The sequence below is a fragment of the Clostridium cuniculi genome (assembly GCF_004353185.1).
GTDB lineage: Bacteria > Bacillota > Clostridia > Clostridiales > Clostridiaceae > Clostridium > Clostridium cuniculi.
Genome location: NZ_SMUS01000003.1, coordinates 153004 through 166832, shown reverse-complemented (window position 1 = coordinate 166832; position 13829 = coordinate 153004). Strand labels below are relative to the sequence as shown.

Genomic DNA, 13829 nt, shown 5'->3' with positions numbered 1-13829 from the left:
ATTTTGTTGTAAGATTTTTTTTGTTAGCATGAAAAATATTTTACCATAAATCCTAGGCTTATAGAGTCTAGGATTTATTTTTTTAGCAAAAGGGGCTGTCGCACTAATTATTTAGTGCGACAGCCCCCTTATTTTTTCAATTATTAAAATTTATTTCTTTTTCTTAAACATTACAGAACCAATAGTTGCAATAATTGTACCAAATAATCCTACTGCTACTGCTGGAGTTCCTCCTGTCTTTGGTAAATTAGAATTTCCTTTGTTTCCTTTATTTCCGCCATTTCCATTATTACTGTTGTTATTAGAATTTCCGTTATTATTGCTATTAGAGTTACCATTATTATTGCCATTGTTATTATTGTTACTTGAATCTGCCATAACTAATCCATCTATTGCTTCTTTTAATTCCTTTTCTGAATCAGTAACATCTTTATCAGTAGCATCTCCATTTTCCATTACAGATTTAGCCTTAGCTAGCTTATCCTCTAAAACCTTCCAAGACTTTTTAGTATATTTACTTTCATCTAAGCTTTCTGCTTTATTTATTAAATCTTGTAACTTATCTTTATTTGGTTTTAATCTTAATTCTAAGAATGATCTTATTAATTGATCATAACTCTTAGAAACTTCTGCTTCTAGTGCATTTTCATCAGCTATAACTTCATTTGCTTTATCTAAAGCAACTTGTAATTTAGCCCAAGTGCTATCTATATATTCACTAGCATCTAATTGGTTAATTATGTCAACTAATTGTTGTAATTGCTCCTTATTACCCTTTTCAAAAGATAACATTTGCATTGCACTACTTAATCTATAAAATGCCTTATCTACTTGCTCTTGAGTATATTTTCCACTTTCTAGTAAACTTTCTGCTTCAGCTAATGCAGCTTTAAACTCTTCAACAACTACAGGAACAACATTTGAAAGTTCTTCATCTGTAACCTTATTAGCTTCTTCTATAGCAATTTCTAAATGTATCTTATATACATCTTCAACTGGTGGTGTAACTTCTCCTCCATCTTCAGATCCTTCACCAACTTTAATGTTTATAGAGTTAGATACTACTGTAGTTTTACCATTAAATGATACTTTAACTGTTAATGTAGTATTTCCATCCTTTAATCCAACTAACTTACCATCCTCTACTTTAGCAACTTCATTATCTCCTACAACATACTCTATTTCTCCATCACCTATATTAGCAGGAGCTCCATTATTCATTAAAGCCTTTATTGATAATAAAGATAAATCAATGCTTTCATTTACACCTATTTCCGTAATAGATGATCCTAATGTTACCTTATCAATTACTGGACTTTCAATACTTTCATCAATTTCAACAACATAAATATTATCTAATATTAAATCTGCATATCCAGTTCCCTTATCAATTGAAATATAATAATCATCCTTATTTCCAGTTGTGAACTTTTGATTCTTAGAGCTTGTCTTAGTATATTGTCCACTTTCAACTACTGTAGCTTCAAGAGGTATACTTAATAAAGTTCCTTCACTTCTTGATTTAATATTTACTGTATAACCTGGTGTAGCATCTTTAAGTGAATATAGGAATCCTAATTCATAAGTTTTATTCGGTTCTAACTTAAATGTTGAATCATCTGTTACTAACATTTGACCTGTTTCACCAGATTGTTGATTAGTCTTTAATGAGAATCTTCCATCAAGTACCCAGCTCATTTTTTGTCTTCCAAGTAGATCTTTTTCTGCTAAGTGAGATCTGTTTGATGTACCTCTTCCTGGTGCTAAGAAGAATGGTGTAATACCTTCATCTACATTTTCAAAATCTTCATAGAATACATATCCATCCTTATTAGTATTACCTGGATGTTCCCAAATTCTGAAGTCATCTATTATTACATCACCCTCTCCATCTTCTGCATTAAGATAAATATCTGCAGTAGTTACATTCTCTGGTACTGTAACTTCAATCTCCATTCTTTGGAATCTATCATCTAAATATTTATGCCCTTCACCAGATCTTGCAAATGATGCTCTAGTAATTACATTAGTTAATTCTTCATCTCCACAGTTTACACCTAAAGTAACTTTTCTATTACCATCATTTTTAACCCAAGCAGATATAGAATAAGTCTTACCTGGTTCTAAACCTTCAATACTTTGTGATATACTACCTTGCTTATTAGATATTGATACAACATCATTACCAGCTCTTCTACTTGCAGTTTCATTTACAAAAGAAATATGATCTGTATTTCCATCTTCAGAATTCTTTGACCAAGTCTTCCATTCTTGAGAGTCAAATCCTGGGTCCTTTATTTGTGATCCATATCCCCAATCATCAATTCTTTCTTCTGCTACCTCACCTTTTGTTACAAGGTATGGAGTACTTTGTTCAACATCTAATTTAACTTTACCATTTACAACAGGAACTGATTTAACATGTTCTCTTCCAAGGTCAGTTAACTGATATAATTCAACTGTAGATAAGTTTTCCCATTCATCAGGTAATTCCCATTCAGAAGATGTTCCAAGTGGATTCCAGTGATAAATCTTTGTATCTTCCCCTTCATCAAAATTCCATTCTAAGAATAACTTAGTCTTTCCTTCACCAATGCTGTTATATGAACTTTCTGGAGTAGTAGCTACTAACTTATCATTTTTATAGTAATTGATATTAGCTCCTTCTCTAACCCCTACTAAATTATCAGTAAATTTAACTTCATCATCAGTTCTAGACATTATTTCAAAATGTTGCATGTATTTAGTAGGTAATACTTGATTATAGAATCTTTCTATACCATTTACACCTTCAATTGCATGGTTATTACCCCATCCACTTGATAATAAATGCTTATTACCTTTTAAAATAGGATCTGATAAGAATCCATCCTTAGTACTATTCCTAATAAATCTTAATATTTCACTTGTACCACCTTCATTTGGATATGCAGGGTCTGCTCCCCAGTGAGTCCAAGTTACATGTTCTTCAAGAGGACTATGGAACTCTGTTGCAACTTGATATCCTAAATCATTTAGCTTTTCACCAAGTTGATGAGCATTCCATCCATTACCTGTATAAACGTCAACATATACCCAACCTAAATTAGGTAAATCTTCTTTTAACATATCTAATCTTCTGAATAATTCACCTGTAGTTAAATCTGCTCTTTGATTAACATAATAAGCTTGATCTAACCAGTTCCATCCTGGAGAATTAGTATTTACTGAACCATTATCAGGATATTGGAATGCATCTAATTGATATTCTGTAGCATTTATATGAACACCAAACTTAGCATTATATTTAGCACCTTCTTCTATTAAGGTGTTGAAATCTTCAACTCCACCTTGTCTTATACCAATATGTCCACCATAGTCTGGAATTGAGTCATCATGCCCTTCAGCTTGATATCCTTTTTCAAGTACCATTTGTCCAAATCCATCTGTATAATTATATAACTTCTTAACTGTATCTAAAGTTCTTAAGAATGGACTTTGAGTATAACCTATATTAAAAGCAATATATGAAAGACTATTTTTTAAATCCTCGGCTCCTAATGGTGCTTCAACTCTATTTCTATATTCAATTGCAGCATCTTGCCAGTTTATTGTCTCATCCTCATTCATATCTTTAGTTATATATGCTTCTGCCCATAAATTTTCTTCATCACTATAAAAATCTACATCTGACTCAGAATCTAATACTTCTCTATATGTCCAAGCTCCAGTTCCAATACTAGTACTCTTATATCCATTTCTATTTTCAGTATTTAAAAGTATTCTACTAGAGTATTCCACAACATTATTATTTAATGATATAGCAAAATCATTATCATTAATAAATGCATAAGTCTTAGCTTTACTTGATGGCTCTAAATCTTCAACAGTACTTATTTCATCAGTAATTTGATGCCAAGCTCCTGTTGATAATACAGCTGCAATAGCACCACCATTATCACTTCTTACTTCTGCAAAGCTTTGATTTGGTAATGATACTTTTTTAACTATAAAGTCACCAGTTTCCTCAATATTAGTTATTTCTAGTCTTATTTTATTATCTTCTACAGACATAACAGCTGTTAATGTAACTCCAATTTCATCAATAGCCATTGTATAAGTAGCCTTATTATCTTCTACAACACAATTAACTTCTGGAGTATAGTTTTTACCATTAAGATTAACTTTATTAGATCTTGTTTCTTGTCCAATTAATGTTGAATCATCAGCTTTCCAATTATACTCAATAACTCTTGGGAAAGTATTATCTAATTTAACTGTCATTATGTCTGATTCAATAGTTTGCTCTGTTATTTCTGGTAAATCTGTATCTGTTTCAGAAGTGATCTCATTAACACTAACATTATCTAAAGTAACAGTCTTATTTCCAAACCATCCAACTAATCCTATCTTACCTCCTGAAGTTGGGAATTTATCTGATGTTGCACTACCTATAACTTCTCCATCTATAGATAATGTAACTTTGTTATCTTCAACTTCAAGTTTCATTCTATAAGTTTTATTTCCCTCTAATTTCTTTGAACCTGGGAAAGAACCGTAAGACTCAGAACCATTTGTACTTGCTTTCCATACCCATGAACCTGCATCATAACAAACAGCTCCCCAGTTTTTAACATCACTTACTCTAAAACCTAATCCAATTCTTCCTGAATCATTGTTTACAGTAAAATCAGTTTCATATACAAAGTTCTTAACGTCAGGACAATTCATATCTGCTGACACAGATACACCGTTCATAGGAACTTTTACTGCTCCATCTGCTACTGTTGCAGAAAGTCCTGTTGGTTTTAAAACTTGCCAATCTCCACTAGTTTCAGGAGTTTCAAAATCAGTTGAATATTCTATTTTATCTCTAACTGTAATATTAGCTTTAGCCTTTGGTGTTCCTTCAGCAGATCCTTTAATAGCTCCTTCAACAACAAAGGTACCTACTTCTGCATATTTAGCTGGGTCAATATAATCCCAAATTACAACTTCTTGTCCTTTTGTACCATCAGAGTATGTTACATTAACTTTATATGGCAACTCAGGCTTAGCATTTAATAATGTAGATATATTTGTCTCTTCTACCTCTTTTATATCTGTTACAACTTCATTATCAAGTGACTTAACCTTTAAATAGTCAACATTTATAGTTTTATTATCAAACCAAGTTCTATATCCAAACTTACCAGCTTCTTCAGGGAAATTACCCATATTAACGGCATCATTAAATATTTCAGTATCATTAACAGTTAAAGTTATATTATTTCTTTGCACCTTTACCTTCATTGTGACCCATTGGCCAGCTTCAATTGTTGGTCCTTCAATATCATCTTTCCATGCTGTTGGAGTTTCAATAAGCCATTTTCCTTGCGCAGTTTCTCCACCATTATATCCAATAAATCCATAAGTATTAGCATCTTGCCCTCTAAATACAAGTCCAAACCTTCCAGCTGCCTTACCTTCTTCTGGATTAAGTTGAAATCTTACTTCAGCCTCAAAATCCTTTATGCTTGGACTTTGATTTTCTAAAAATACTAATTGATTATTAGCAGTAGTATCTCTAGAAATTTCCAGATATCCAGTCTTTCCTTCAGTATCCGGTACATCATTATCCATATTCTTAACAATAGTTCCATTTCCTATTAAGTTTGTCCAAGATGTACTTGAATAATTATCATACTCTTGATTATAAGCATATTCTTCTGATGCCTTTTCTACATTTTCTACCTCGCTATTTTCTACTATTAGCGTAGTGTTATTTTCAGCTAATGCTGATACTGGAATTTGTCCAACTGTTACTGCCACTGCTATAATAAGAGCTATTTTCTTATTCATTGATTTGTTTTTTATCATAATGATACCTCCCCTATTTAATTAATATCTATTGATATAAAACTCAATTTTGTGTATACCTTTACACTGCATATTTATATTTTAATATAATTTTCTATTATTTTCCTTATTCAAGTTGTTAATTTATATAAACATCTTGCGAATTTTAACTATTTTGCCTACTTTATAAATAAAAAGACGTCTTAAATTTTAATTTAAGACGCCTTTTTAGATAGTAAAAAAACATTTTTATATTTTCTATTTTCCTTTTTCTATTAACTCTTGTATTGTTTTTTTAGGACTAAATCCAGTAATTCTATGCAAAAATTGACCATTCTTTAATAATATTAATGTAGGTATTGATTGTATTTGATAATAATTTGCTAAAAACCTTGAATCATCAATATTTACTTTAATAATTTTTACATTTTCATCTTCAGCATTTATTTGCTCTAATATTGGTGAAAGCATTTTACATGGTCCACACCATTCAGCATAAAAATCTACCAAAACTAATCCTTCATTTATTTCATTAATAAATTCTGATTCTTTAATAACTTTCATTTTAGTTCTCTCCTATAATTTATAAAAAAGACATTTTTTTAAACTATTATTTTGGTCTTTACTAAAATTATATTCAATAAACTAGCTATTGTTGCCCTTGAAAACTACTAAATGTGACTTTATCACATATAATCTTTATTTTATCCCCTTTTTTCTTACTGCTCGTGACTTTTTTATAGTTATGTTTTTATTTGGAGGCTGATTTTTTATATATCTCAAATATCTTGCAACTCTTTCATCCTTTTCTAAAGCTGCTATTGTATTTAATCTCATCGCAAGCTCCTTATTAGTATATAAAGCATGAATTTGCTTATGACAATCTTGGCATAGTAATGCCACAGGTAATTTTCCTCCTCCAACCTCTTTTGGTACTAGATGATGCTCAGTAATTTTAATAATCCCTTCACGTTTACATAACTCACAAATATAATCCTTCACTATAAACTCACCTACATATCACTAATAATTATATTAAATAAATACTTACAAATATATTTTATACTTTTTTTTGCAACTTATAATATATATTAAATTTTATTTATCCACTGACATGCTAAATTAAACCAAGTAGCTAGATGCTCATCTATATGCTCCTCTTTCCCATTCATAGCAGTACTCTCGTCACAAAGTGCCATTCCATGTCCTCCATTTGGATATACATGAAGCTCAAAAGGAACTTTATTCTTGGCTAATGAGTTTGCAAATAATAATGAATTTTCAACTGGGACTGTGGTATCACTAAATGTATGCCATAAAAATGTTTTAGGTGTATCTTTAGATACTAAATTTTCTAAAGATAACTTATATCTATTTTTTTCACTTTCTTCTTCTCCAAATAAATTATCAAAAGATCCCCTATGAGCAAACTCTCCAGCAGTTATAACTGGATAACATAATATCAAACCATTGGGTTTTATATTTTCTTTATTTACTCCTAAATCTTTTTCTATAAATTCATTATTCCAAAGCACTCCTAAACTTCCGGCTAAATGTCCACCTGCTGAAAATCCACATACAATAACTTTTTCTTTATCTACATTCCATTGATTTTCTTTTTTACGTACATAATTAAAGGTTTCTGATAACTCTAATAAGGCATTAGGATATCTTGTTGGTGCAACACTATATCTAAGTACAATTGCATTGAATCCTTGAGCCATAAATTTTAAAGCTATAGGCTCTGCTTCTCTATCTGAAGTAAATCCATATCCACCACCTGGACAAATTACTATAGTTGCTCTTTTTTTATTAATATTAATTTCTTCACTATTATCAGGAATATATGCACTTATAACAGCCTTACTTTCTTTTAATTTACTACATATATCACTTATTTTTATCTTCTCATAAATCATTTCCTTTTCTCCCTATATAAAAAAATAAACTTCAAATATTATTTTAATATTATTATTTTATTTATACAACTTTCTATATTAGTGATATTATACATTCATTTATTTAGAAATAAATTATAGTATTCTGGTGTCAATTATAACAAATCCCATTTTATAGTTACTTAGTATAAAATAGAGGAGAGAATTATATTGAAAATAAAAAACAACAATTATTAACTTATATTAATCTAATAATTGTTGCTTTCTTTTATATAAATTCTTATTTCTTTCCTGGATCTGGCTCTTCAAAAGCAGGTGCTTCAGGATTCTTTAAATCATCAAAATACTTTCCTGGTGTAGATAAATCTAGATACATCTTTGCATCTTTAGTATCTCCCCATTCCTTTAATGATCCTGTTCCAAGTATTTTATTAAAAGCTTCTCTAAACATTGTATTATGTGCTTCTTCACGTTGTAATAGATATTGAATAGTTTCTCTAACATATTTATCTTTTATTTGTCTATAAAGATTCTCATAAGTAGTTTTAGCCCTTTGTTCATTTCCTATATTAGTTAATAAATCCGCAGCTAAATCTCCTGTTTCATTTACATATGCTGCAGTCCATAAATATCCTGATGAATTAGCAAGCAATGGTGTTAATCTTGAGGTTGTACTTGCTTCAATAGCACCTACTTCTGCTGGAGGTGCTGTCACATCTTTACCATTTAATAAATTTATAGTTGTAGCTACCATCTCTGCATGACCAAATTCCTCAGCAGCTATGTCTAAAAATAAATCCTTTATCTCTTTATTCTCTACTCTAAAGCTTTGAATAAAGTAAGTTAGAGCTGCTGTTAATTCACCATTAGCTCCTCCTAATTGCTCTTGCATTATATTAGCATATGTGGAATTAGGTCTCTCAACTTTAACTTCACGAATTAGATGTTTCTCATGTTTGAACATAATTTAACCTCTTTCTTTCTAATATTTAACTTATTTATAAAAGTTCCTTATTAGTTTTTCTCTCTTTGTTAATGTTATGCTAATTATATTCTAATTTTTAATATTTATAAATTTAAAATACTTCTAAAAATAAAAAACAACAATTGTTGAAACTAATCAATAATTGTTGTTTTTATAGATAACTATTTTAATAATAAACATAAGATTTTACTTCTTATTAAGTTGTAACTTATATACTATGCTATTATCATAAAAGAAAGTAAACCATAAATAATTTATAAATAAAATAAACCATAAATAATTATGTGTAACAAAGCCTTTAAGTCCTATTAATGATAATAACCCTAAAAATCCCAAATATTTATATTTCTCATACTTCATAATGTAGCCCCCTCATATACTATACTCATATTATACCATATTTATATTTTATTTCCTATTATTTTCAGCCCTATTTTTTCACAAAGTACTTATATTCTGGTCTCCCAACATTACCAAAAGTCATTTCTGAATCAACTTTCCCTATACTATCTAAATAATCCATATACTTTTTAATAGTTACGTTACTAATTTTTATTTCATATGCAATTTCTCTTAATGTCCAAACTTCATGAGAATTTTCATTTAAAAATTTAATTACTCTATCTAATGTTTTCTCATTTAAACCTTTAGGAAGTTTAACCTGACTTTCTAAGGAATTGTTTATAAGTAAAGTATCTATATCTTTTTGAGTTAATATTTCATCATTAAGTAATAATTTCTTTTTTGCTTTATATTTATTAATAGATTCTTTAAATCTTTCAAATTCAAAAGGTTTTACTAAATAATCTACTACTCCATATGCAAATGCCTTTTTAATTTCATCTGTACTATTTGCTGCAGTTATCATTATTACATCTGTAAAAATATTTTTTTCTCTAATAGATTTTAATATATCTATCCCACTTTTTTCTGGTAAAAATACATCCATCAATATTAAGTCAATATTATTTTCTTCTAAGCTTGAAATTATTTCTTTTTCATACATTACAGGACCAAATGTTTTTACTCCTGTAATTTGTTCTAAATACCTCTTATTAATTAAAGCTACCATTGGATCATCTTCAACTATTAATACATTCATTATTTGTCTACCCCCTTTAAAATAGTTATAACAAATATTTTTTCATCATCAAACTCTTCAATATCTATACTTCCATTATAAATTTCAACTCTATTTTTAACTAAATATAATCCTGTTCCTCGTCCCTCTCCTTTTGAGGATATTCCCTCAATAAACAAGGTATTTCTTATTTTTTTATCAATATTTCTTCCATTATCACGAACTTGAATTTCTATAACAGATTCATCTTCATATAATGATACCTCTACTCTTTTTTTAATATCTCCACATAAAGAGCATGCTTCAAATGCATTTTCAATTAGATTTCCAAGGATAGTTACTATATCATTTGAATCTATAATTCCATGATTCTCTTCTAAAAATGATTCCTGTGTTAATACAAAATCTATTTTTCTTTCTTTAGCAACTGATTCTCTACTAATTAATAATCCTCTAACATATTTATCTTCAATACTAGAAAACTTACTTATAGTATTCTCTTGAATCTTCTGTATTTTTAAAATATATTTTTTAGCATCATCATAAGCATTTATTTCAAGTAATCCTAAAATTACATAAAGACTATTTTTAAACTCATGAACATTTGCCCTTAAATTTTTAATTATTTCATCTACTCCAGTTATTTCTTTTGCTATTTTATTAATAGGATTTTTATCAACTAAAGTAATTATTGTTCTAAGGCAATTATCACCTAATTTAATATTTTTAATTGTTATAAATATTTTTTTACCTTTTATAACAAATTCCTTCATTTCAACTTCTTCTCTATTATCTATATAAACATTAATTTTTTCTAAAATATCTTCTACTTTAAAATCATCAAATAACTTGTAACAACTTTTATTTATCTCTACAACTTCCTTATTTTTATTTAAAGATATAATTCCATCATTTACACTATCTATAATTATATTTTTTTCCCTATATAAAGCTGCAATTTCTAGAGGTTCCATATTTAATATTGATTTTTTGGTTTTATCCGCTAATATTTTAGCTCCTATTATTGATAACGATATAGAAAAAATAAATAATAAGCTATAGGTAAACTTAGTTTGAGATGTAATTATAGCAATATCTTTTTCATATTTACCTACCATAACAAATCCTACTTGCTGATTATTATAGAATATAGGTTGAAACCATCTTAATGTAGTGCCCATAGAACCTTCCATTATAGAATAATAGCTTATGCCTTTATTTATAACATCCCTATTATCTTCATTCACATATATTTCACCTATTTGTGTCTCATCTAAATGAGAATATTTTTCTCCAGTCATATCTCCAACAACAATAATATCAACATCATTAAAGTTTTCTATAAATATTTTTGTATAGTCTTGAATACTTTTATCATTATCTCTATTATAAAGTTTTTCTCTAACTACTTCATTTTTACTTATAATATTACCTATTTCTTTCAAAGTATTTTTAATATCTTCATTTGTGTCTGATATCTTTGAACTTACAAAAATAATATAAGATAAAATTAATGGAATAAATGTAATTGTTACAGCACCTAAAATTATAGTACTTTTAAACTTCATCTTCATATATATCACCAATATTATTTTTTTCTTTATAAATTATTTCCATACATAAAAAGGGGATGTTAAAAAACACCCCCTATAATATTAATTATGCTATGCTATTTTTACAAGTACCTTCATTTAAGAAATCTCTTAAATTTTCATAAGAAAACTCTATCATATTTGTTAATGCTTCATCTGTATAAGAACCCATATGAGGAGTTACTAATACTCTTGGATAAAGATCTACTAATTTTTGATGTAAATCATTTTCTAATTCTTTTTCTCTTAAATCTTTAAAGAATATTGCAGATTCACCTTCTAAAACATCAGTTCCAAAACCGCCTAACTTTCCACTTTCAATACCTCTTATTACAGCTTCAATATCCTGAACTTCACCTCTAGCAGTATTAATTAATATAGCTCCATCTTTCATTTTTGATATGAATTCATCATTTATCATATGGTAATTTACATCTTTAATATATGGCATATGTACTGATATTATATCAGCTTGTGCTAATACTTCATCTAACTCCATAAACTCAACTATTTCTTTAGCTGCCTCACTTTGGAATACATCATAAGCTATTACTCTAGCCCCTAATCCTTTAAATAACTTAGCTGTAGTTAATCCAATTTTACCAGCTCCTAAAACAGCAACTGTACAATTTCTAACTTCTTTACTAAACATAAATGAATCAACAACGAAATTCTTTTCTCTTGTTCTGTTTACAGTATAAGCTGTATGTCTTAATAACATCATTGCTAAAGAAACTGCTAATTCACTTATTGCATTTGGAGAATATCCTGGAACTCTAGCACATTTTAAATCTAAATCCTTAACTGCTTCTAAATCAACATGGTCAAATCCTACAGTTCTAGTTAAAAGATATTTTAAACCATTAGCTTTTAATAGCTCTAAATTTTGTCTATCAGCCTTACAGTTACCTCTAAACATTACAGCTTCTGCTCCAATTGCTTCTTTTACATTTTCATGATTAAGACCTAAAGTTACTAATTTAATATCATAACCAAATTTTTTGTTTATTTCTTCAAAGTATTTAACTTCTGTTTCTCTAACACCATAACAAACTAACTTTATCATAATTTTTATCTCCTTTTATCTCAATCTAAATAATACGATTCAGGACAATAACCACTCTTTTTATAGAATAGCTTGTCCTATTTTCTTTATTTTAAACTCTAAGATTTCACTCAGTGATTTTATGCAAATAATCCTATATTTCTTATAATTTCTAATATAACTATAAGAATTGGCATTGCTACTACTGCTACAACAGTTGATAATAAAGAGCAATTTGATGTAAATAATGACTCTCTATCGTAACTAATTGCATAAGCTGCTGCAACTGTAGCTGTTGGTGCTGCCATCATTATTACTGTTGTTGCCATTCCTTCAAAAGAAACTGGTAATATTCCTAATTTACTAACAGCTAATAATAAAACAAAGTTTATTGCTGGTACACAGAATACTTTAATTAAGCTATATCCCCAAGCATCTTTTTGTGATACTGCTTTTTTAAATGGAACCTCTGCTAATGTAGCTCCAATTGAAATCCATGCAAGTGGTGATGCTAAATTGCTTAAATAAGTAAGTGGTTTATAAAGCCATGGTAAAGTTTGATCTATTCTTAAAAATGCATAGTTTGTAACTCCATCTGCTGATGCTACAGCTATTTGAGGAAGCTTTTCTTGGAATAACCAAATAAATAATCCTAAGAATGTAGCTAATATAATTGGATTTAAGAAAATTTCTTTCATATTCTTTTTTAAATTCTCTTTATCCATTTTTGTTCCTGACATTTTTACAAATGCATAAGAATATAAGAATACTCTATAAGCTATGTTAAATATATTTGAATACATAGTACCTACTGCCCCGTATACTGCAGTAACTATTGGTGTACCAAAGAATGTAGTTGAACCAAATATAGTAAGAACTCTATAAACATCTTGTTTATCGCCTTTTACTTTTGCATACATTATTTTAGTTATTGGTATTAATACAATATAAATTGCAAATCCCCAAACTAATATACTCATACCTTGCTTTAATTGTTCTCCATTTATATCTTTCATAAATGATGTAAATGCTAATGCTGGTAATGAAATTGTAAGAACAAGTTTTGTTAACATTTTAGATGCATTTGAATTTAAAATTTCTTTCTTTCTTAAATAGAATCCTAAAAGAATTATTGCTACTGATGAAAATATAGCTCCTAAAATTGCATTGTCCGTTAATGTCTTTTTTATAATTTCTAACATATAATCTTCTCCTTGTATATTTTTTAACATTCATATTGATATCTAATGTCTCTTACAAAAATAATTGTACAAGCATCGACTTTTTTCTACAATTTATTTAAATATTTAAATAATTATTTAAATTATTTAAGTTATTATTTTAACAATATAGTTTTTTTATTAACAAAAAAAGCCTAATTAGAGCAAACTCTCTCCTTATAATTTATAAG

At 28.4% G+C, this 13829-nt stretch carries 10 protein-coding genes; all 10 read right to left on the bottom strand.

What is annotated here, in order from left to right; translation table 11 throughout:
* Positions 1-150: 150 nt before the first annotated feature.
* Positions 151-5838 (bottom strand): endo-alpha-N-acetylgalactosaminidase family protein, encoded by a 5688-nt coding sequence (locus EJJ37_RS02290; RefSeq protein WP_133013978.1) that lies wholly within the window; start codon positions 5836-5838, stop codon positions 151-153.
* 237 nt (positions 5839-6075) lie between these two features.
* On the bottom strand, positions 6076-6381 hold the full coding sequence (gene trxA, locus EJJ37_RS02285; protein WP_133013977.1) for a thioredoxin: 306 nt from the start codon (positions 6379-6381) through the stop codon (positions 6076-6078).
* 135 nt (positions 6382-6516) lie between these two features.
* Positions 6517-6819 carry an HNH endonuclease gene (locus EJJ37_RS02280; protein WP_275547902.1) on the bottom strand — a complete coding sequence of 101 codons (303 nt, stop codon included), beginning with the start codon at positions 6817-6819 and terminating at the stop codon, positions 6517-6519.
* 89 nt (positions 6820-6908) lie between these two features.
* Positions 6909-7736, bottom strand: a complete 828-nt coding sequence (locus EJJ37_RS02275) for an alpha/beta hydrolase (RefSeq protein ID WP_133013975.1) — start codon at positions 7734-7736, stop codon at positions 6909-6911.
* A 259-nt stretch (positions 7737-7995) separates the two neighbouring features.
* The gene (locus EJJ37_RS02270) at positions 7996-8679 is read right to left on the bottom strand and encodes a manganese catalase family protein (RefSeq protein WP_133013974.1); all 684 of its coding nucleotides are present in this window, start codon (positions 8677-8679) and stop codon (positions 7996-7998) included.
* 207 nt (positions 8680-8886) lie between these two features.
* Positions 8887-9060 carry a hypothetical protein gene (locus tag EJJ37_RS02265; RefSeq protein ID WP_133013973.1) on the bottom strand — a complete coding sequence of 58 codons (174 nt, stop codon included), beginning with the start codon at positions 9058-9060 and terminating at the stop codon, positions 8887-8889.
* A 70-nt stretch (positions 9061-9130) separates the two neighbouring features.
* Positions 9131-9802: a response regulator gene (locus EJJ37_RS02260; RefSeq protein WP_133013972.1), complete on the bottom strand. Its 672-nt coding sequence runs from the start codon at positions 9800-9802 to the stop codon at positions 9131-9133.
* A complete protein-coding gene (locus EJJ37_RS02255) occupies positions 9802-11355 on the bottom strand; it encodes an ATP-binding protein (RefSeq protein ID WP_133013971.1) in 1554 nt (517 codons plus the stop codon). Before EJJ37_RS02255 ends, EJJ37_RS02260 begins: the two co-directional genes overlap by 1 nt.
* A gap of 85 nt (positions 11356-11440) precedes the next feature.
* Positions 11441-12439 (bottom strand): 2-hydroxyacid dehydrogenase, encoded by a 999-nt coding sequence (locus EJJ37_RS02250; RefSeq protein ID WP_133013970.1) that lies wholly within the window; start codon positions 12437-12439, stop codon positions 11441-11443.
* 119 nt (positions 12440-12558) lie between these two features.
* Positions 12559-13620 (bottom strand): AEC family transporter, encoded by a 1062-nt coding sequence (locus EJJ37_RS02245; RefSeq protein ID WP_133013969.1) that lies wholly within the window; start codon positions 13618-13620, stop codon positions 12559-12561.
* Positions 13621-13829: the final 209 nt, after the last annotated feature.